The organism is Oleiharenicola lentus, assembly GCF_051660365.1.
In the GTDB taxonomy this organism is placed as follows: domain Bacteria; phylum Verrucomicrobiota; class Verrucomicrobiia; order Opitutales; family Opitutaceae; genus Lacunisphaera; species Lacunisphaera lenta_A.
The window spans coordinates 2,668,851-2,690,583 of the sequence record NZ_JBOZXB010000001.1; the positions used below are offsets into that span (position 1 = coordinate 2,668,851).

The following is a 21,733-nucleotide window of genomic DNA, read 5'->3' on the forward strand; positions in this document are numbered from 1 at the left end:
ATCAGTCATGAGCCGCTTTTCCCGTCCATCGTGTTACCTCGCGTTCACTGCACTCGCGTCCGTCACGCTTTTCGCATCGGTTCCGGTCAAAGTCACGCCCGTGACCGGCAAACACGGCATGGTCGTCGCCGGCCACCCGCAGGCCGCGCAGGCGGGCGTCGAGATTTTGCGCGCGGGTGGCAACGCCGTCGACGCAGCCGTGGCCGTCTCGCTCGCGCTCGGCGTGGCCGAACCCTACGGATCCGGCCTCGGGGGGAAGTTGATGCTGATGTATTACGAAGCATCTTCGGGTAAAACTTACGCGGTCGATGCGATGGATGCTGCCGGATCCCTTGACGTGGCGAGCTACCTCAAGACGACCGATGACCAACGTGCTTACGGTTACACGTCCGTCGCCGTGCCCGGCTTGCCTGCCGGCTTGTGGACGGCGCAGCAGAAATGGGGAAAATTAAAATGGGCCGATACGTGCGCGCCCGCAATTGCGCTGGCGCGTGAGGGCTTCGAAATTCTTCCAAAGACGCGCGACTTTTTTGCCGAGCAGGAAAAGAAACTCCGCCGCGGCGACGCCGAGATCGCGCGCCTCTATTTGCCCAACGGCGAACTACCGGTGGTCGGTTCGAAACTGCCGAATCCTGAGCTTGCCGCGACGATGACGTTATTCGCGCAAAAAGGCCGCGATGGTTTTTACCGCGGTCCGATTGCCGGCAAAATCGTCGCAGCCGCCAAGCAGGGCGGCGGGGTGCTGACGCTCGATGATTTCGCGGGCTACGAAGCGCGCATCGTGGAGCCGCTGCAGATCGAGTTTCGCGGTTACCGTCTGCTGGCGAGTCCGCCACCGACCAATGGAGCGCCGCTTTTCCTCACCATTCTAAAAGCGCTCGAAGCGGAAACGTTCACCGGCCCGCTGCGTTCGGCTGAAAATCTGGACAAGATCGGCCGCGTGTGGCGCGTGGTGCAGCCCAAAGTGCAGCGCGCTATCGCCGACGTGCCGGACGCTGCGTTTAATTTTGAGAAGCTCGTCGCGCCAGACTCCATCGCGGAGATCCGCCAAGCCGCGTTCGGTGCTGAAAAAGGCGCGCAGAAAGTGGCGTGGTTCGATGACAGCGGGTGGTCGGAAAACTACGCGGCGGCGACCACGCATTTCGCGGTCGTCGATGCGCAAGGCAACATCGTCTGCGCCACCCAATCGCAGAGTCTGCATTTCGGCGCCGGCGTCGTCGCGCCGGGCACGGGCGTGGTGCTCAACGATTCCATGAGCAATTTTGCCGTGACCGATCCGAAAGGCGTGAACTACGTTGCTCCCGGCAAACGTCCACGCAGCACGATTGCGCCCACGATTGCCTTCAAAAATGGGAAACCAGTCTTCGCCATCGGCATTCCCGGCGCGGGTCGCATTCCGACGGCGTTGTTGCAGGCGCTGCTCGACCGGCTGGCTTTTGATCGTCCTTTCACAGAAGCGATCGGTGACACGCGTTTCCATTTCGAACGCAACTGGCGGACGGAAGTGGAAACGATCGAAGCTGAAAAATCGCTGCCCGCGAGTGAGGTCGCTGCGCTGACCAAACTCGGATGGAAGGTGTCGCAGCCCGAAGCACCCGGCACGGGACGTTATTTCGGTGGCATCAACGTAGTCGAAATCAACGCCGACGGCACTTATACCGGCTACGCCGACCCACGGCGCACGAACGCGGCAGTGGGTTACGACAATTGACACTTAATAAGTGTCAATTGAGCGGAGCCTGACCGCCTGGTTGGCTTAAGGAATCGCGCGGGTATTATTAGCCCTGGAGGCATCGTGTTCGAGTCGTGAATGTAGGTGGCCCGCTCGCGGGCCACGTTGCGCGCGAGCGCGCAACCTACACATTCGATTAATTCTACTATTACGCGTGATGCGCGGCGCTGTGTCCGTGGCCGCTGGCGGTTTCTTCAGCGGTCTCGGGCTTCTTCCGGCGATCTTTTGCGAGCAGCGTGTAGAAGGCCGGGACCACGAACAGCGTGAACAAAGTGCCGATGCTCATGCCGGTGGCGATGACGAGGCCGATGCTGAAACGACTTTCCGCACCGGCGCCGCTGGCGCGGAGCAACGGTAGCACGCCGAGCACCATGGCGGCGGTGGTCATCAAAATCGGACGCAAACGCACGGCGGCGGCGTGCTCGGCGGCTTCACGAATCGACATGCCTTTTTCTTCCTGAAGCTTGTTCGCAAACTCCACGATGAGAATACCGTGCTTCGCGATGAGGCCGACGAGCGTAATGAGACCGACTTTGGTGTAGATATTGAGCGTCGCGAAATCGAAGAACAGGAAGACCATGGCGGCCGCGATCGTCAGGGGCACGGAAAACATGATAATGAGCGGATCGCGGAAACTTTCATACTGCCCAGCCAAGACGAGAAAGATGATCACCACCGCGAGAATGAAGGTGGCTACAAAGGTGCTGCCTTCCTGCACGAACTGGCGCGAGTCACCGTTGTAATCGATGGTGAAACCTTGCGGGAAGAACTGAGTGGAGTCGTTACGCAGCCAATCGAGCGCTTCGCCGAGGGTCACACCGGGCGCGGGTGCGAACGAAAGCGTCGCCGCGTTGAGCTGCTGGAAGCGGCGCAGTTCGCGCGGTTGCACGACGTTTTCGAGCGTCGCGATCGTCGAGAGCGGCACGAGTTCACCCTTCGTGGTCGAGATGTAATAGTCGCTGATTTGATCGGGATTCAGGCGTTCGAGGCGCGTGACTTGCGGAATCACTTTGTAGGCGCGCCCGTCGATCGCGAAACGATTCACGAAACCGCCACCGAGCATCGAGCCGAGATCGGCGCCGAGCGTCTGCATGTTAATGCCTAGCGCGGCGGCTTTTTCGCGGTCGATGTTCAAGTTAACCTGCGGCTGGTCAAACTTGAGGTTTGTATCGCCGAAGAGGAACAGGCCGCTGCCCATCGCGCGTTGCAGCAATTCGCCGGAAACTTCCGCGACGCGCTGCGGCGCTTCGGTGGAACCGATAACGATCTGCACCGGCAAACCGCCCGACGAGCCCGGCAGGGAAGGGCGCAAAAAAGCCGAGACGCGTGCGCCGGCGACCGACGCGACCTTGGCTTGGATTTCGGGGAGCAGTTGTTGCGTGCTGCGGGTGCGCTGGCTCCATGGTTTAAAACGCCAGCCGACAAACGCGGAATTCGGCGTGCCGCCGCGACCGACGATGACGAAAATTTCCGCGGTCTCATCCGGATAGTCGCGGCGGATGATTTTCGCGACTTCCTGCGCGTAGAGGAGGGTTTGTTCAGAGGTCGCGGTCGCGCCGGCTTCAACGTTCATCAAGATGACGCCTTGATCTTCAGCCGGAGCCAGATCGTTCTTGGCGCCGCTGAAGTAAGGGGGAATTCCTGCGAAGAACGGGTAGAGCGCCGCCGTTACGAGGGCCCAGACAATGAAGATCGCCGCGCGCGTATTGAGCGAGGCGTGTAACGTGCGCTCGTAGGCGCTCTGGAGTTTGCCGAAAGTGCGATTGAGAAACGCCTCGAAGCCTTTCGGGTTCGGGTTGTGGCGCAGGATTTTCGCGCACATCACGGGCGAGAGCGTCAAGGCGACGAAACCGGAAATGATGACCGCGCCCGCGAGCGTGAAAGCGAACTCGCGGAACAGCGCGCCAGTAAGTCCGCCTTGGAAACCGACCGGGGCATACACGGCCGCGAGCGTAATGGTCATCGCGATGACGGGTCCGACGAGTTCGTGTGCGCCTTTAATCGCCGCGTTAAATGGCGAGAGTCCTTCCTCGATATGGCGGTGAATATTTTCAACTACGACGATGGCGTCGTCGACGACGAGACCGATGGCCAGGACCATCGCGAGCAGCGTGAGCAGGTTAATCGAGAACCCCAGCGCGAGCATGAGGGCGCACGCGCCGACGAGCGAAAGCGGGATCGCGACAATCGGAATGATGACGGAACGGAATGAACCGAGAAAAAGGTAGATAACGATGATGACGATCACCATGGCCTCGATGAGCGTGTGCATGACCTCGCTGATGGAGTCGTTAATGAACTCCGTGAAGTCGGCGACGATCTTGCCCTTCATGCCGGGAGGAAGCTGCGCCTGGATGTCGGGCAGCGCTTTGCGGACTTCCTTGATGACGTCGATCGCGTTGGCGGTCGGCAGCGCGGAGATGCCGACGAACACGCCGTTCACGCCGGAGAAAATGACTTGGGAGTCGTAATTTTCGGCCCCCAGCACTACGTCGGCGATGTCGCGCAGGCGGATGAGTTGGCCGTTGTTTTCGCGAATGACGATGTCCTTGAATTCGTCGGCAGAGCGCAGGTCGGTTTGCGCGTTCAAGTTCACACTGAGCATCGAGCCCTTCGTCTGGCCGACGGCGGAAAGGTAGTTTTGCGCGGCGAGCGCGGTGCGGACTTGCGCGGCGCTGAGATTGAGCGCGGCCATGCGTTCCGGTTTCAGCCAGATGCGCATCGCGAAAGTGCGCGCGCCCAGGATTTCGGCTTTCTGCACGCCTTTGAGCGTCGAGAGTTTCGGCTGCACGACGCGCGTGAGGTAATCGGTGATCTGATTTCCCTCCATCTCTTCGCTAGAGAAACCGAGAAACGCGGACGGAGTCGTCTCGCCGACCGCGACGTCGAACACGGGGTCTTCCGCGCCGGCCGGGAGTTCGCCTTTCACCCGGTTCACTTTTGCGGTGATCTGCGTGAGCGCGTCGTTCGGGTCGTAGTTGAGGCGGAGACGTGCGGTGATCGTCGCGCTGTTTTGGCGCGAGACGGACTCGACGTAATCGATGCCGTCGGCAGAGGAAATCTCGCGTTCGAGCGGCGTGGTGACGAAGCCGCGCACGAGGTCGGCGTTGGCGCCCGGATAGGCGACGCTCACGGTGACGACCGCGTTGCTCGTGTAAGGGTATTGGCGGACGACGAGCGCTTGGATCGCCTGATAACCGGCGATGAGCAGGAACAAATTAACCACGGTCGCCAACACGGGGCGCCGGATAAAAATCTCGGTGAAATTCATCGGCTCAGCTCTCCGAAGGTTTCGGCGTGGCGCTGTTGGCCGGCACGACGGTGTTGTTGACCTTCACAAGCGAGCCGGGGCGAAGTTTGCCCTGGCCGCCCGTGACGACTTCTTCGCCGGCTTTCACGCCTTTCGTGAGTGAAACCAGATCGCCGCGCTTCGGGCCGACCGTGACGAAACGCTGCTGCGCGATTTGCGCGTTCTTTTCCTTGTCGACTACGACGACGTAAACCGAGTCGCCATACGGGCTGTAAACAATCGCCGTCGCCGGCAGCACCACGAGTTCGCGCTCTTCGGGCAACACCACATCGACGCGCGCGAACATGCCGGCGCGGAGGGCCTCGTCTTTATTGGGCAATACGGCGCGCACCCTGACATTGCGCGTCGTCTCGTTGATGCGCGGATCGATGGCTTCGATTTTGCCGGCGAACACGCGGCCGGGAAACGCATCGACGTTCACGTTCACCGTGAGGCCGGGCTTGAGCGCGCTGATGTCCTGCTGCGGGAGCGAGAAGTCGGCATACATCGTGTCGATCGCTTCGAGCGTCACGACGGCGTCGGCTTTGTTGAGAAACTGGCCGAGATTCACGAGGCGGATGCCCACGCGGCCATCGAACGGCGCGACGATGCGTTTTTTCGCGAGCGTGGATTTGAGATTTTCGATTTGGGCCGTGGCTTGCGCGGCGCTGGCTTCGGCGGCATCGAGTTCGGCTTTGGTGTTGGTGTTGTTTTTCTGAAGTTCGCGCGCGCGTTCGAGGTTGGCGCTGGTCAACTTCGCGCTGGCCTCGGCGCTGGCGAGTTGGGCGACTTCGGCGATGGTGTCCATTTCGAGGAGCACATCGCCGGCTTTGACGCGCGCGCCGGATTCAAAAGCGACTTTCGTGATGCGGCCTTCGATTTCGGAGCGCACCGTGATGCCTTGAAAACTTTGCAGCGTGCCGACGGCGTGGAGCGTGTTGCGCCATTTTTCCGCCAACGCCACCGCAGTGATGATCGTGGAGGGGGCAGGTTTGCGGGCGGCGAGCGCCGCTTGCGCCTGCCGGTTTTTGAGTGCTTTGTAGCCAAAGATTCCGCCGAGAACCGCGAGGGCGACCAACACCGTGAGGAAGATACGTAATTTCATCGATTTAAGGGTCAGATTGGTAGCCGTGACGCCGCCAGACGCAAGCCGGTGACAGAAAGTTTTCTTGCACGTTACCCAGTTCGGTCTTTGGTGCGCGTTGCCTGTAGGGGTGTCCTCCGCGGAGGACTGAGATTGCGGTGCGCTCGACCGCTCGACCCTTCGAACCTGAACGGATCATGCCGACGAAGGAAACAGCAGGCGCTGCAAGTCTCGCGCCTTTATTCAACTAAAGTCGGGAGCGCGCGGCGCCCCTTCTCTCGGGAGTCAGTTTGGGTCGGGCATTTAAACAAAATGCAAATCCCGACACGAATCCTCCTCACTATTCTCGCAACCGCTGCGACCTCGCTCGCCGCCCTTGCGCAAACTCCGGCGCCCTCCGCGCCATCTGCCGCCGATCCCAACGCGCCTCGCGTGACGCTCGAAACCGTGCGCGTCACCGGCGATCTGTGGGAAACGCCACTTGAACGCATTCCTGCCAGCGTGACCGTCTTTGACGAATCCGCGTTGCGCGCCGCCTCGATTAAACATTTCGGCGATCTCGTGGACCAGATCCCGAATTTAACCTGGACCGGTGGCACGTCACGTCCGCGTTATCTCCAAATCCGCGGCATCGGCGAAAATTCCCACTACGAAGGCGAAACGCCGGACGCGACGGTGCGTTTCCTCGTCGACGATCTCGACTTCACCGGCCTCGGCACGCTCGGCAGCACCTTCGACGTGCGCCAAGTCGAAGTGCTCCGCGGCCCGCAAGCCGGTGCGTTCGGCGCGAATGCGGCGGGCGGCGTGGTGCGCCTCGTCACGAATGCGCCCACGCCGGTGTGGACCGGCCAGATCGAAGCGACCGTCGGCGAAGACGCGCTCTACACCGGCGCGTTCGCGGTCGGCGGCCCGCTCATTGCGAGCGCGCCGGAAAAATTGATGGTGCGCCTCGCCGTGCAACAAACCAATAGCGATGGCTTCCGCAAAAACGCCGTGCTGAACGAGCACACGAACGCCCGCGACGAATTCACCGCGCGCCTGCGCCTCACGTTCAACCCGAACGCCGCTTGGAAATGGGACGGCACCGCGCTGTTCTCCGACGTGAACAACGGCTTCGACGACTTCGCGTTGGATAACAACGGTTACTTCACTTACAGCGACGAGCCCGGTCGGGACGAACAACGCTCCGTCGCCACGAGCCTGCGCGGCACTTACACGGGCTTGGAAAACGTGCGCTTCACCACTGTCACGAGCGGCTCGTGGGTCGATTCGATCTACAGCTACGACGACGATTGGACCGCCGCTTCCTACGAAGGCTTCAGCGATCTCCGTCGTGATCGCAGCGTGTTTAATCAGGAACTCCGCTTCGACTCCGCGCTCACGCGCGACGCGCTTGGCTGGATCGATCGCTGGACGCTCGGCGCGTATTTTTCGAATACCGACGAAGACAGCGCTTACACGAATACCGATCCGGGCAACATCCGCGGCCTGACGACCGATTACCAGGCGAAGAATTTCGCACTCTTCGGCCAGATTTCGCACGATTTCTCCGCCCGCACGCGGCTGATTGCCGGTTTGCGCGCGGAGCAAGTCGACGTCGAAGGGCGCGGTGTCAAAACGCGTTTCCGTAAAGGCCCGGGCACGTTCGATCCGGTCGTGAGACTTGCGCCCTCCTTCGACGACACGCTCGTCGGCGGCAAACTCACGATTGAGCATGACCTCACGGAAAACCAAGTGCTCTTCGCGTCCGTCACGCGCGGCTATAAAGCCGGCGGCGTGAACGTCGATGCGCGCATCAATCCCGCCGTCGATCCGCTCACCTACGAAACGGAATATTTGTGGAACTACGAAGCCGGCCTTCGCGGCAGCTTGTTCGATCAAAAGCTGACGGGTGAAGTGACCGCGTTTTACATCGATCGTCACGACACGCAGGTGCGCGACTCTGCTGGCTTCGGCGGCAGTTACCGTTTCTTCACCGACAACGCGAACCGCGCTTACGTTTACGGCCTCGAAGCGGCGGGCACTTACGCGCTCACCAAAAATTGGTCGGTCAACGGATCGCTCGCGTTGATGGATTCCGAACTCGAGGTGTTCACGCTGTCCGACGGCAGCCTCGCGGGTGGGCGCCGCCTCGCGAACACGCCCGAACACGGCTACACACTCGGCACGCGTTATCGCGCGGACAGCGGATTCTTCGGCAACGTCGAACTCGTCGGCCGCACGCGCTTCTACGATTCGAACAACCAAAACGAAACGCGCACCGCGTCTAACGTCGTCAACGCCAGCCTCGGCTACGCGTGGGGCGACTGGACGTTCACCGCGTGGATTCGCAATGCGTTCAACGAAACCTACGAGAAACGCGTGTTCTTCTTCGGCAACGAAGACCCTGACTACAATACGACGCGTTATGAATCCCGCGCCGACCCGCGCCAGTTCGGCGTGACGGCGAACTATCGCTTCTGAGGAAAGCGTTGGTTCGAGGTAGGGGCCGTTATCCTTAACGGCCCTTTTTCGTTTTTGAGGATGATGTTGTCTTCGAAGGGCGGTTAAGGATAACCGCCCCTACCTTTCATGGCTCGCAAATCGAAATCGGCTTCAAAATCACGCGGCGGCTCGGGCGGCAAACGTTTGGGCGCGATGAAGAAATTTCTCACCCTCAACATCGTGCTCTGGGGCGTGATTGGCGGCTGGTATTTGTTTCAGCCGAAGCCACGACAGGAGGAGGTCTCGCGCCTCGTCGGCAATCTGTTCGATTCGAAAAAATCGGTGACCGCGGTGGATGTGGCGTGGGATTTGTGGCAGTTGTATTACAGCGAGGATTTCGTGAACGCACCGGTCTCCACGACCGCGACGAGCGGCAACACGCCGCTCTACGGTGGCTTGCCGCAAACCGCCACGCTCAACACCGCGCCGGTGCGAGTGCTGAGAAATATCGGCTACACGGTCGGCTACAGCGACGCCCTCGGCAATCCGCTGTGGGCCGCGTATCGGCTCCGCGACATGACGCCGCTCGCCGCGCCGCCGCGCCCAGAGAAGTTTTCCACTGATACGCGCACGGTCGCGCAGATCGACGAGGACAACTACACGCGCAGCGGCTTCGACCGCGGGCACCTCGCGCCCAATTTCGCCATCGCCACGTATTTCGGCGGCCAGGCCCAGGAGGAAACGTTTTTGATGTCGAACATCACGCCGCAGAAACACGGTTTGAATGCCGGCCTGTGGAAATCGCTCGAACAAAAAATCGCGACAAATTATCCGGGCCGCTTCGGCGAAATCTGGGTGATCGCCGGGCCGATTTTCGGTCGCTATCCCGCACGACTGAAACGTCGTGTGGCTGTGCCCGAGGCGTTTTTCATGATCATCGTCGACGAAAGCGACGGTCGCGTGCGCGCGCAGGCGTTTATTTTTCCGCAGGAAACCGCGAGTGCGCAGCTCGACGCGTATCTCGCCACCATTGACGAAATCGAGCGCCGCACCGCTCTGAATTTCCTGAGCGAACTCCCCGACAACGTCGAAAACGCCCTCGAGGCCCATCGCGTGGCCCGAGTGTGGTGAATCGGCGCCAGGCGCGTTTGTCATATATTATATGACAAACGCCCAACTCGGCCTGACGCGGAGGAAGACGCGGATTTCACTCATTCTCCGGATTGGCTCCCTGAAAAATTTCGGTGATTCGTGAAATTCGTGTCTGGTTCCTCAGGGCAATAAAATAAATTTTCGAATTCAGTGAATTCGCGGTTGCGCGAGCCGGTTGAAACACTGGCATCGACTCTCTTTTCGATGCCGACGCCTCTCCCGAATCCCGACCACGTGCTCCGCCTCGCGCAGGAGCTGAATCTCAAAGTCCAGCAAGTCGCCGCCACGGCGCAACTCCTCGCGGAAGACGCGACGGTGCCGTTTATCTCGCGCTACCGCAAGGAAGTCACCGGCATGCTCGACGAAGTGCAGGTCACCGCGATTCGCGATCGCCTGGAGCAAATGCGTTCCATCGACGAGCGCCGTGCGAGCATTCTGTCGTCACTGAAAGAACGCAACCTGCTCAACGACGTGCTGGAAAAATCCATCAATGCCGCGACCACGCTGACCGCGCTCGAGGATATCTATCTGCCGTTCAAGCCGAAGAAGCGCACGCGCGCCACGATCGCGCGAGAAAAAGGTTTGGAGCCGCTCGCGGAGCTGCTTTACGCGCAGGACGCCGCCACGAATCCGGCCACCGCCGCGCAGGAATACGTCGGTCGCGACTACACGCCGGACGATGGCAAAAACACGCCGCAAAAAATCAAGGACATCGACGAAGCGCTCGCCGGCGCTCGCGACATCATCGCCGAGCGCGTGAGCGACGACAAGGACGCGCGCGCGCGCCTACGTCTCGTTTACCAGAAGCACGCCGTCATCTCCTCGAAAGTGCTCACGGGCAAGGAAGTCGAAGCGGCGAAGTTTAAGGATTATTTCGAGTGGAGCGAACCGCTGGCGAAGGCGCCGAGTCATCGCGTGCTCGCGATGCGCCGTGGCGAACAAGAGTTGATGCTGATGATGCGCATCACGTTGCCGGACGAGCTCGCGGCGCAGGCCGAAGTCGAGCCGTTGTTCGTGAAAGCCAAAAATCCCGCGGGCGAACAAGTGCGTCTCGCCGTCGTCGATTCGGTGAAACGTTTGCTCGCGCCCGCGATGGAAACGGAGATGCGCCTCGAATCGAAGAAGCGCGCCGACGAAACCGCGATCAAGGTCTTCGCCGATAACGTGCGCGAACTGATGTTCGCCGCGCCGCTCGGCCAGAAAGCCGTCATGGCGATCGATCCGGGTTTCCGCACGGGGTGCAAAGTCGTGTGTCTCGATCAGCAGGGCAAGTTGCTCCACAACGATGTCGTCTATCCGGATCGCCACGCGGTCGAGGCGAAGGAGAAGCTCGAGGGCTTCATTAAATTTTTCAAAGTCGAGGCCATCGCCATCGGCAACGGCACGGCGGGTCGCGAAACAGAATCGTTCGTGCGCGGGCTCGGCCTGCCGCCGTCGATTCCAGTGATGATGGTCAATGAATCCGGCGCGTCGATTTACTCGGCGAGCGAAGTCGCGCGCGAAGAATTTCCTGATCACGATCTGACGGTGCGTGGCGCGGTTTCCATCGGTCGTCGCTTGATGGATCCGCTCGCGGAGCTCGTGAAGCTCGATCCGAAATCCATCGGCGTCGGTCAGTATCAACACGACGTCGACCAGTATGCGTTGAAGCGTTCACTCGACGACACCGTCGTCAGCACCGTGAACGGCGTCGGTGTGGAAGTGAACACCGCGTCGAAACAACTGCTCAGTTATGTGTCCGGCCTAAATTCGTCGATCGCGGCGAACATCGTCGCGCGCCGGAATGAAAAGGGCCCGTTCAAGACGCGCGCCGAGCTCCTCGAGATTCCGCGCCTCGGGCCGAAAGCTTACGAGCAGGCCGCAGGCTTTCTGCGTATTCGCGGCGCGGGCAATCCGCTCGATTCGAGCGCGGTGCATCCGGAGCGGTATGCGCTCGTCGAGAAGATGGCCGCGGATGTCGGCACGACGGTGCCGGACTTGATGCGCGAAGGCAGCGTGCGCGCGAAAATCAAATTGGAAAAATATGTGACCGACAGCGTGGGCTTGCCGACGTTGACGGACATCGTGGCCGAACTTGCTAAGCCTGGCCGCGATCCGCGCGAAAAGTTTGAAGTGTTTAGTTTCACGGAAGGCGTGAGCAAACCTGAGCATTTGAAGCCCGGCATGAAATTGCCCGGCATCGTGACGAATGTGACCGCGTTTGGCGCGTTCGTGGATGTCGGCGTGCACCAAGACGGCCTCGTGCACGTGAGCCAGCTGGCGGACTCGTTCGTGAAGGAAGCCGCCACCGTCGTTAAGCCGGGCCAGAAAGTCACCGTGACGGTCGTCGAAGTCGATTTGCCGCGTAATCGCATCGCGCTCTCCATGCGCAGTAATCCCGAGATCGGCCCGCGTCCGGCGCTCGGTGCAGGCGGGGCAGGGCGTCCGATCACCGGCCCCGGCCAGCAACGCTCGGGTGGCGGCGGTAATTTTGGCGCCCGCCCGGCGGCGCCGCAGCCGCCGAAGTCGCTCAACGACGATTGGTTCACGGCCGCGCTTAACAAAAAGAAATAAGCGTCCGTGTTTGCAGGACGGATCAACGATCTTGCCCTCCAGCTATACCTAATCTCAGGGATTTCCTGAAATTTCGGCCTACGCACATCTACGTAGAGATGAAACGCGCTAGGGTCTTGCCTCTACTTTTTGGGCGACCAAATTCTGCGAACGACTTGCACCCACTTTCGTGAATATTTTCTGACTTTGCTGCGTCTTAACTGAACCTAAACGCGTTTTGTCGCGTCACACCGCATCACTCTTCACCCACCCACCTCATGCTTAAATTCCTGAACTTCGCCCTCACGTTTACCGCGCTCGGTGCGGCTGCCGCGTTCGCCCAGAACGAACCGAAGTCGTCGGTTCAAAAGAAAACTTATACGCAAAACGGCCAGAATGTGACTGAGCGCACGGTTACCACGGTCGTCACCGAAGCCGAACCGCAGCCGCAAAATTACACGGTCGCGATCTTCACGACCAGCCGCGTAAAGGAAGCCGACGCGGATCTCGGCGCGCTTGAAGATTACATCACCGGTCGCGTCACGGATCTGAATTTCAACGTCATCAGCGGCGAGACTGCGCTCAATGCCGTCTCCAGTCTGGCGCCCGGCGCCAAGGCCACCGAGCTCGACAAGCAACTCGCCCAAGGCACTTCTGCGGTCCGCCTCGCGCAGACTCTCGGTGCGAATTATCTCCTCCAAGTCAGCATCGCTGGCGCGGATTCGCAGAAAAACACGCTCGATGCTTATGGCGTGAAGCAGACCAACGATCTGAGCACCGTTCGGGTCACCTACAAGATTCTCGATGGCAACAACGGCGCGAGCCTCGCCGCCGACACCGTGCGCGTGAGCCGCACTTACCAGGAAACCTCGGGCAACAAAACCGACCGCTCGAACATCTTCAACGATCTGCTCGACGAAGCTGCCGTCAAAGTCGCCGCGAGCCTGAAAAACCAGATCGCGCGCGGCCGCATCACCGCCACGTCGCCCGGCCAAGGCCTCGTCACCGTCACCCTCACGACGGAACTCGGCGACGTTTACATCCCGGATGTGCGCATCGGTGCGGAGAACACGATTTCGATTTCCGACAGCAAATTCAAAGTCTCCGTCCTCAATGCTACCGTGGAAGTCGACGGCATCGCCGTGGGCACCGCGCCGGGCGCCATCGAAGTGAAAGGCGGTCTACACAAACTTCGCATCACTCGCGAAGGTTTCAAACCCTGGGAACGCACCGTGAATTTCTCGAACGGTCAAAAACTCAACGCCGTCCTTGAAATGAGCGAGGCGGGCTATGCTCGCTGGCAGAATGCCACCACGTTCATCAATGAGCTCAAAAACGGCGCCAAGCTCACCGACGCCGACGTGAAGCGCATCGAAGGCGAAGCCAAGATGCTCGAACAAAGCGGTTATCGCGTCGACACGAAGGACGCCCCGCAAATCACCAACAAGTCGCTCTTTTGAGCCACGCCTCGCGTTAACTCTTTAAAAATTCTCACCATGAAATTCGGTAAACTCTCTGTTCTCGTCGCTGCGGCGGCGTTGTTGCTCGCGCCGTTTGGCTTCGCCCAGGACGCCGGCAAAAAGAAAATCGCGATCACGAAAATCACCGCGACCGATTCCGTCGGCAAACGCATGAGTAAGCAGGGCGTCGGGCTCTCGCTCGAGGGCGTGCTCGAAGCGCTCGACGCGCAGGTCTACGACCGCGTGCTCAACACCAAACGTTTCGACGTGTTGGAGCGCTCCGACGCCGATGCCCTCGCGAAAGAAGCGGGTGCCACCGGCGAAGCCTTCGCGTTCAACAAAGCCGACTACATCCTCACGATCAAAGTCGACTCGTTCAACGATCGCATGGAAGAGCGCAAGCTCGCCTCGCTCGGAAAGACCGTGCGCGCCCGCACCATCGAACTCTCCGCCGTTGCGAAAGTCGTCGAAGTCTCCACCCAACGCGCCGTCACGAGCACCAACTTCAAAGTCTCGCGCCGCGACTCCGAGAATCGCTCCGAAAACACCACCGCGCGCGTGGGCGAAGCCTCCGATGATTTGCTTATCCAGGCCGTCGGCGAGATGGCGCAAAAAATCGCCGGTCGCGCCGCCGACAGTGTGTTCCCCGCCCGCGTGCTGAACAAGCGCGAGAAGGTAATCACGATCAACCGCAACGACCAGTCCGGCATCAAAGTGGGCCAAGTCTGGGAGGTCTTCGTGCTCGGCGACGAGCTCGTCGACCCCGACACCGGTGACAAGAGCCGCGAAGAAGTCCTCGTCGGCAAAGTGAAAATCACCCGCGTCACGCCGCAAAATTCCCAAGGCGAAGCCATCGAAGACACCGGGATCGAGCGCGGCTCCGTCATTCGTCTCGCCCAGGATGTCGAGGCCGAGGAAGAGGCCTAAAAGCCCGCCTCTGCCACCACTTCATTCGTCCGAACGCCGTTAATTTAGTCATGCACACATCCATACCCACCCGCCAGGCGAGCCGCCTCGCCCAAATCGCGAGCGCCGTTGCACTCGTTTTCCTCGCCACTGGTTGCGCCACCTACCAGGCGCAAACGCAACAATTCGCGCAAGCCACCAAGAGCGGCGGGCTTGCCTCGTCGATCGCGCAAATCGACGAGAAGGCCAACAAAGCCACCGGCTCAAAAGACGAACTCGTTTACCGTTTCGAGCAGGGCGCGACGCTGCGTTTTGCCGCGTTGTCCGACCTTAGCCAGGTGCCGTTGCCTCCGGCGCAACCACTCGCACCGCAAGCCGCGCCCGTCGATCCGGCGGCCCCGGTCACTCCGGTTGCCGTGCCCACGTGGGCGGAAGTGCAGAAATATTATCTCAACCGTTCCATCGCGGCCTTCGACCAAGCCGAAGAAAAAGTAAATTTCTGGGAAGAACAGTCGAAGGTGAAAGTCGGCTCCGAGTTCGGCGCGTTGGTCAGCAACCAAGCCTCCCTGCCGTATCGCGGGCGCGTTTACGACAAGGTGATGATGAACACTTACAAGGCGATCAGCTACCTTGAACTCGGCGAAAAAGACAAGGCCCGCGTCGAACTCAACCGCTCGCTCCAACGCCAACGCGACGCCGTCGCCGCCAACGAAAAACGCATCGCCGCCGCGATGAGCGACGCCGAGAAAGCCCGCAACGGCGAACTCAAGAACGAGGATGGCAAATCCGCTTCTTACGATTCTCAAAAAGCGCTCAATGACCCGAAGACCGGCCCGGCCCTGCAAGCCGCGCTCAACGCGTCGATCGCGCCGATGAAACCTTACGGCGATTACGTAAACCCGTTCTCGGTGTTTCTCGACGGCTTGTTTTTCACCGTGCTCGGCGAAGGCGGCTCCGACTTCGAACGCGGTCGCAAATCCTTCGAACGCGTCGCCAGCATGGTGCCGGAAAATTCGTTCCTGAAGGCCGACCTCGATGCCGCTGCGCTCGCCGCGGAAGGCAAAGCTCCCGAAGGCATCACCTACGTGATCTTTGAAACCGGCACCGCGCCGACCCGCGACCAAACCCGCGTCGACATCCCGACGTTCCTCGTCACCAGCAAACTCTCCTACGTGGGCGCGTCGTTCCCGAAACTCCAATACAACAACGACTACATCGCCAGCCTCGGCGTCACCGCGGGTGAATCGACCGTCAACACCGCCACCGTCGCGAGCATCGACAGCGTCGTCGCCAACGATTTCAAAAACGAGTGGCCGACCGTCGTGACGAAAACCCTCATCACCACCGCCACCAAAGCCATTGTGCAATACGGCGTGCAAAAAGTCGCCGAAGACAAAGGCGGCATGTGGGGCGGCCTTGCCGCCGGGCTGATTATGGGTGCGGTCAACGCATCCACCAACATCGCCGACACACGCACCTGGATTTCCTTGCCCAAGGAATTCCAATACGCCCGCCTCGCCACCCCGGCCAATCGCGAACTCACGCTCACCGCCGGCACGACGACCAAGACCGTTGCGTTGGAACCCGGCGCCGTGAATGTTGTTTATGTGAAGTCCGCTTCGCCGAGCGCTCCGTTGCTCGTCTCCGCTTTCGTTCTCAAATGAAAAACCAATCCAACTCCTTCCGCCTGGCCGCCGCGCTCGTTGTGACCGGTGCCGCGTTTGCCTTCACCGGCTGCGCCAGCAACGTAAACTCGTATGAGCGCGCCGAATCGCAGGCCGCGCCCAGCTACGTCGCCGACAAACGCGTTATCACCGACAACACCCTCGCCGGGGCTTTGCGCGTAACGTCGATCAACCAAGCCACCGTCTCGGGCAACTTGCTCAAGATTCAGGCCACGGTCGAAAATCTTCGCAGCAGCCAGCGCACGTTTAACTACAAGTTCGAGTGGTTCGATCAGGACGGCATGGCGGTCAACTCGCCTAACGAAACGTGGAAGAGCCTCCCGCTCCAAGGCCGCGAATCCACCACCATCTCCACCGTAGCCACCTCGCCGCGCGCCGTGGACTTCAAGCTCAAGTTCAAAGAATAATTTAATCACCCACCCATGAAATCCAGCTCTACCAAGTTCGTCAGCGTGCTCGCCCTCGGCGCCGCGCTCGCCTTCACCGGTTGCGAAAGCACCAACGAAACCCGCACCGTCGACGCCAAAGGCCCGCAAGCCATCAACACGTCCGCGATCAACTCGCAGGACTGGGCCAGCGCCGCCGATCAACTCGTCAACTCGCTGCTTTCCGGCGGCGCGCTCACCAACGCCCCGCGCACGCCCGCTGTGCTCGCCGTTGACCGCGTGCTCAACAACACCTCACTGATGGTCGACACCGATCTCCTGATTAAGAAGATCCGCGTCGCCCTCACGCAAACCGGCAAGATCGCCGTCACAAACACGATGGGCCTCGGCGAACGCGCCGTGGTCGCCGGCGAAGCCGCTGAGCTCGCCGAGATGCAATCCGGCAAGAAGGCCAAAGTCCTCGTGCCGGATTACACGCTCTACGCGAAGCTCATCCAGCAGACAGATCGCAGCAACAAGGTCACGCAGAACACGTATTCGTTCCAGATGTCGCTCGTGCAAGTGAGCACCGGCCTGACCGTCTGGGAAGAAGAGAAACAAATCGCCAAGCAAACCAAGAACGCCGGTTCGGTCGGCTGGTAAAAATCCTGCCAGAGATTCGATTCGCTCAACACTTCTACGCCGCTCTTCACACGAGCGGCGTTTTTTTTGGAGAGAATGCGACGTTGAGAACCTTAGGATTTTATTTCGCGAGATGGTTTTTACCCCACGCAATGCTCGGAAGTTCGACGAAACGATAGAAAATCACTGAGCATAAATAAATGAAAACGAACGAGACGATGCAGGCGCCCATACGGACAAGCGGGCCGCTCAATGCTGGCCCCGCATAACTGGTGATCGCGGGAATTAGCTCCAGGAGGGGTTGATGTAACAGGTAAAGGCTGTAACTCAGCAGGCCTACTTGCGCGAAAAATTTTCGCCACAAAGGAGGATTCGCGGTCGATTCTTGAGCGGATCGATCAATCAGAAAAGTGATCAGACCTGCGAAGAATAAGGCGCTGAGGAGATACATATAAACACTCAGGGGTTTGATAAAATCAGAACCCACCACCAGGCCGGCCAGGATCACCATCGATAACTTGGATTTGGGCAGTGGTTTTCCCCGAAGGTAGTTTTCTGCGAGATAAGCCCCCAAGCACCAACAAAACCAAAATGAGAATGGGCTTTCCAGGTGGAGGTTTTGACTGGGATCCCTCAACACCGTGATGGCGGCGATGGTGCGCAGGGAAATTTCGACTAATGCCGTCATGAGCAGGGTGCGTCCCCAACCGGCTTTTTTCGCGAACAAAAACAGCAGCGGGTAGAGCAGGTAAAGTTGGGCTTCCACAGCGATGCTCCAAAACGCGCCGTTGATTCCGAAAAAAGTATGGACGTCCCAATTGTGGAGTAACGTCAGGTGACTGACGAACTGGAATAATCCGTCTTCGGAAAAGACCACCCGTTGGAATGGGTAGAAAAAAGAAAAGATCAGCAACGCAACCAGGTAAGGCGGATAGATCCGAAAGGCGCGCCGGATAAAGAAAACGCGCAGTGATTTGTCCCGGGACTGGGAGTAGCTCAAATGGATGCAAAATCCGCTGATCACGAAAAACAGCGATACGCCGAGGAAACCATACGAAAGCGGGAGAAAACCGAACTGGCCGACGGACATATCCCAATTCCTGAATAAACCCGACCATTGGCGCTCCCGACCGTAGCCAAAGGAAACGCCCAAGGCGTGGTAAAAAAAGACCATTAAAATGGCTACGCCACGCAGCTCATCGACTGCCGCAAGGTGATTTTTTTTCATTAAGCAGAGCTGGCGATGCGACTAATCAGCGCCGGCGGAATCGCGGCCGCAATCTCTTTAACGCAGCGAACCGGAAGAGATGCAAATCTCCAAGCAAACCAAGAACGCCAGCTCTGTCGGTTGGCAAATGGTGGGGACCGAGCTTTCGCCGGCGCTAAAAAGCTAGGGCGGACAAGCCGGGCGGGCCGTTTATTAATTCTCTGTCTCCCAAAAACTTCAGCGCCGCGTCCGAAAGGAGCGGCGCTTTTATTTTTCTAAGCCGAGTTCGGCATATCGACCGAACTGTCCGACCTCGATGTGCGCCACGAGTCCAAGCAAAGTAGTTTCAGTGCCGCGACATCCCTGCTGCCAAAATATCACCGGATTGTATTTTTTCCGTGATATCTTTTTTGCAAAGCTCGAACAAACTTGGGGCCACCGAGCGAAAGGCCATCAGCAGTAGGCTTTGGTCGCTGGCGTGCCTTTATTGTAGGCGCAGGTGAGGGGACGAACGTAGTCGTCGCGTTTTAAGATACGCCCCAACGCGATCTCAGGTTTGGGGATGCCGTGAAAGAAGAGGGAGGAATCAACCACGACGCGTTTAGTTTCTATCAGCGTTCGGACATCTTCGTCATGCGAGAAGTCCCAAGATAAATCTGCCGCCCAAGCACGTGTTACTACGCTGACTAACACTGATGGAATTGCGATCGAACGCCGCATCGGTCGAAGGCCTTACGACTTCTTGTCAGCGATCGGCCGACCGTTGGCGTCCACTTCGATTTCGACGGGGACTTGGATCGTGCGGCCATCGGAAGTGGTTTCCGTGCGCCACGTGCGGACGACGCGGCGGTCGTTTGTAAACGTGGATTTGGTCGCGGCGGCGGCCCCTTCGGCGGCCCCGACGACCACGCCGGCGGCGTTACTCACCACGGCACCCGCGGCAACACCGACGGCGTTGCCGACGACAGGCCCGGGTTGATTTGGATTGGTAAAGCGGGCGTCGCGATTAGCGGTGTTACACCCCGTAAAAACCAAAACCGAAAGTGCGAATGCAGAGACGAAAAGACGTTGATTCATGAATGAAAGAAAACGCGGAAAAATTAACCCACGCAGGGTCTGGCGCAATGGCAGAAACAATGATTTCTGAGGGTGGCGACCGGTTTTTTGCCCACGGATTTCACAGATCACGCGGATGGAGATGCTACTTTTGACGATGACGGAATTGAGGGAGGGGCGGTTATCCTTAACCGCCCTGAATGATATCCGCTAACGAAGGGCAGTTAAGTATAACTGCCTCTACCTTAAATTCACTGACCATAATCCGTCCGGATCCGTGAAATCCGTGGTCAAAAAACCCTCACGCGTCATTCACAACTCCGTCGCGATTTCAGCAACCTGCCGCGAATACGTGATCCCGCTCTCCGGCGGAAAATGTTTTAATCCATCGGCACGCAGCGCGGGCGCGTGGTCGCGGAGGTATGTGTCGAACGCTTTGCGCGAAGGGAACACGTAGTGCGTTTCCACGACGGCAGCCGCGGTGTCGGTTTCGCGATCAGGCAGCACGATGCGCGCGGCACTCGCGCCGGCCTCACGGATTGCCATCACATGACTCGGCGAGAGCCACGCGAGATAACGGCCGCGTTGTGGCACGTCTTTGCACGAGGCGCGAACGGTGTAGAGAATTTCAGGCATGGTAGCGACTAATGCGATTCGGAGAAGCTCGTGATCGAGTGCCATTCGAGCACTTCCTGCAGCAACCCGCGCTCGGTGCGCAGCACGACGCGTTCGAGGCTGTTCCACGTTGGCGAGAACGAGAGTTGTTTGCGCGCGTCTTCGAGCATCACGCGCATCTCGCGGTAGCGCGCGACGCGGCGCTGGAGGTCATTGATCGAGATGAACGAAATGAACGCCGCCGCGATCACCGGCAGGATAATCGGCAGGAGATAGAACACCCATTCCTCGCCCGCTTGCGAAAGGATTCCCCAATGCCACGTGTGCGCGATCGCGTAGAGCGCGGTGCAGGCGATCGCGAGAATCGTCGCCACACCGAATCCGAGTCGCAGGCGGCGGTAGAGCGGCAGCGCACGTTTTTCCTGGCTGCGATAATAGGAGAGTTGGTCGTCGATGCGGTATTCGAGGTAAACGCGGCGGAATTTTTCCAACGACACGGGCTGCTCGATCGCCGAGCGACTGTGCAAAATGTGCAGCGTGCGGGTGAGTCCGCGCATGCCGGCAAACGCCATGTCTTGAAACAGCGGCGCGGCGCGCGGCAGCCCCCAGGTCGCGAGCGCGGAGCGGCAGAATTCCGCGGCGAGGCGGCAGCGCACCCAGTTGTGGTGATGGTGATGCTGGCGCAGCGCGATCGCGACGATGAGCGCGCCGATCAAGCACGCGAGTTTGAGCCATGGCAGTGCGAGCCAGTGCAGATCAAACGCGAGGGCGGCCGCCGCGACAATCGTCGCGAGCACGTGAAACACGACCGTCATCACAATCAGGCGGCGAAACTGCGGCGCACCGTGGCTCGCGGCAAAATCGCATTTTTGCTGAAACGCGAAGATCTCGCCTGGCGCGTCGAACGGATTGGTCGCCCAACTCGTGCGCGCGGCCGGCAGTTTGTTGAGCGCGGCGAAATGTTCGTCGCCTTGGTGCAACGCGGCGAAGTTTTCCTTGGTGACTTCGAGGGTCGTGGCGTCGATCAGGATGAGGGGACGGCCGAGTGCACGTGCGTAGTGGATGATGTCGGCGGTGCCGCCGCGACCGCGGGCGGGTTTGCCGTCCCAAAGCGCGAGCAGCACGTCGGAGCCGTTGACGACTTCCATGCCGCAATCGAGGTAAGCGTCGTCGCGCGTGCCGTTTTCCTGAATCACGCGGACGTGCTCGGCCTGACCGAGCAATTCCTCGACGGCAGTCCATTCAGTCGAGGTGAAATCCTTGGCGAATTCCGCGCGAGGCAGCGGCAGGACGACGTGCCAGCCGAGGCCGGCTTTTTTGGCTTCGCGCGCAAATACTTGGTCGCTGCCGGCCGCGACGGACGACAGCGCGACCCAATTTCCCGGCGATTCCCGTTGGAGTTCGGCCAGCGTGCTGGCGACAATCGCCACGGTTTTCTCGGGATGATCGACTTGTCGATGACCGGTAAAACCGATGACGTGAAACAGCGGAAGTTTGCTGGAAATATCGCCCATGGACGGCCCAAACGGGTGCCAGTGCCGCGCCAGAGTGGCAAGGAGTAAGCTTCGAGTGCTTACGGTGAAA

16 protein-coding genes and 1 riboswitch are annotated in these 21,733 nt (G+C 59.7%); of the genes, 9 read left to right on the top strand and 7 right to left on the bottom strand.

Going from position 1 to position 21,733, the window contains the following annotated elements:
- Positions 1 to 7 precede the first annotated feature (7 nt).
- Positions 8 to 1,711 carry a gamma-glutamyltransferase family protein gene (locus ACRRQW_RS10150; protein ID WP_438481235.1) on the top strand — a complete coding sequence of 568 codons (1,704 nt, stop codon included), beginning with the start codon at positions 8 to 10 and terminating at the stop codon, positions 1,709 to 1,711.
- Positions 1,712 to 1,880: 169 nt separating this feature from the next.
- Here the strand turns inward: ACRRQW_RS10150 and ACRRQW_RS10155 are convergent, their stop codons facing one another.
- Positions 1,881 to 5,003 (bottom strand): efflux RND transporter permease subunit, encoded by a 3,123-nt coding sequence (locus tag ACRRQW_RS10155; RefSeq protein ID WP_438481236.1) that lies wholly within the window; start codon positions 5,001 to 5,003, stop codon positions 1,881 to 1,883.
- A gap of 4 nt (positions 5,004 to 5,007) precedes the next feature.
- Positions 5,008 to 6,126, bottom strand: coding sequence for an efflux RND transporter periplasmic adaptor subunit (locus tag ACRRQW_RS10160; RefSeq protein WP_438481237.1), 1,119 nt, complete (start codon positions 6,124 to 6,126; stop codon positions 5,008 to 5,010).
- Between the two features lie 95 nt (positions 6,127 to 6,221).
- Positions 6,222 to 6,334: riboswitch (TPP riboswitch) on the top strand.
- A gap of 83 nt (positions 6,335 to 6,417) precedes the next feature.
- Here ACRRQW_RS10160 and ACRRQW_RS10165 point away from each other — a divergent pair.
- The 8 genes from ACRRQW_RS10165 (at position 6,418) to ACRRQW_RS10200 (ending at position 17,292) form a co-directional block, all read left to right on the top strand.
- Positions 6,418 to 8,568 carry a TonB-dependent receptor gene (locus tag ACRRQW_RS10165; protein WP_438481238.1) on the top strand — a complete coding sequence of 717 codons (2,151 nt, stop codon included), beginning with the start codon at positions 6,418 to 6,420 and terminating at the stop codon, positions 8,566 to 8,568.
- 108 nt (positions 8,569 to 8,676) lie between these two features.
- A complete protein-coding gene (locus tag ACRRQW_RS10170) occupies positions 8,677 to 9,660 on the top strand; it encodes a DNA/RNA non-specific endonuclease (protein WP_438481239.1) in 984 nt (327 codons plus the stop codon).
- Between the two features lie 225 nt (positions 9,661 to 9,885).
- Entirely contained in the window at positions 9,886 to 12,234 is a 2,349-nt protein-coding gene (locus ACRRQW_RS10175; protein ID WP_438481240.1) for a helix-hairpin-helix domain-containing protein, read from the top strand.
- A 257-nt stretch (positions 12,235 to 12,491) separates the two neighbouring features.
- Entirely contained in the window at positions 12,492 to 13,673 is a 1,182-nt protein-coding gene (locus tag ACRRQW_RS10180) for a PEGA domain-containing protein (RefSeq protein WP_438481241.1), read from the top strand.
- 36 nt (positions 13,674 to 13,709) lie between these two features.
- Positions 13,710 to 14,600 carry a CsgG/HfaB family protein gene (locus ACRRQW_RS10185; protein ID WP_438481242.1) on the top strand — a complete coding sequence of 297 codons (891 nt, stop codon included), beginning with the start codon at positions 13,710 to 13,712 and terminating at the stop codon, positions 14,598 to 14,600.
- 50 nt (positions 14,601 to 14,650) lie between these two features.
- Entirely contained in the window at positions 14,651 to 16,243 is a 1,593-nt protein-coding gene (locus ACRRQW_RS10190) for a COG3014 family protein (protein WP_438481244.1), read from the top strand.
- Entirely contained in the window at positions 16,240 to 16,671 is a 432-nt protein-coding gene (locus ACRRQW_RS10195) for a YcfL family protein (RefSeq protein ID WP_438481245.1), read from the top strand. Before ACRRQW_RS10190 ends, ACRRQW_RS10195 begins: the two co-directional genes overlap by 4 nt.
- 15 nt (positions 16,672 to 16,686) lie before the next feature.
- The gene (locus ACRRQW_RS10200) at positions 16,687 to 17,292 is read left to right on the top strand and encodes a penicillin-binding protein activator LpoB (protein ID WP_438481246.1); all 606 of its coding nucleotides are present in this window, start codon (positions 16,687 to 16,689) and stop codon (positions 17,290 to 17,292) included.
- Between the two features lie 100 nt (positions 17,293 to 17,392).
- On the opposite strand, the gene ACRRQW_RS10205 is transcribed toward ACRRQW_RS10200, so the two are convergent.
- The 5 genes from ACRRQW_RS10205 to ACRRQW_RS10225 form a co-directional block, all read right to left on the bottom strand.
- Complete coding sequence (locus tag ACRRQW_RS10205; RefSeq protein WP_438481247.1) at positions 17,393 to 18,499, bottom strand: acyltransferase family protein; 1,107 nt, start codon at positions 18,497 to 18,499, stop codon at positions 17,393 to 17,395.
- 432 nt (positions 18,500 to 18,931) lie between these two features.
- The gene (locus tag ACRRQW_RS10210; protein ID WP_438481249.1) at positions 18,932 to 19,198 is read right to left on the bottom strand and encodes a hypothetical protein; all 267 of its coding nucleotides are present in this window, start codon (positions 19,196 to 19,198) and stop codon (positions 18,932 to 18,934) included.
- A gap of 12 nt (positions 19,199 to 19,210) precedes the next feature.
- Positions 19,211 to 19,555 carry a flagellar motor protein MotB gene (locus ACRRQW_RS10215; protein ID WP_438481250.1) on the bottom strand — a complete coding sequence of 115 codons (345 nt, stop codon included), beginning with the start codon at positions 19,553 to 19,555 and terminating at the stop codon, positions 19,211 to 19,213.
- 291 nt (positions 19,556 to 19,846) lie between these two features.
- A complete protein-coding gene (locus tag ACRRQW_RS10220) occupies positions 19,847 to 20,170 on the bottom strand; it encodes a DUF4286 domain-containing protein (RefSeq protein WP_438481251.1) in 324 nt (107 codons plus the stop codon).
- An 8-nt stretch (positions 20,171 to 20,178) separates the two neighbouring features.
- Entirely contained in the window at positions 20,179 to 21,663 is a 1,485-nt protein-coding gene (locus ACRRQW_RS10225; RefSeq protein WP_438481253.1) for a hypothetical protein, read from the bottom strand.
- Between the last annotated feature and the right edge of the window lie 70 nt (positions 21,664 to 21,733).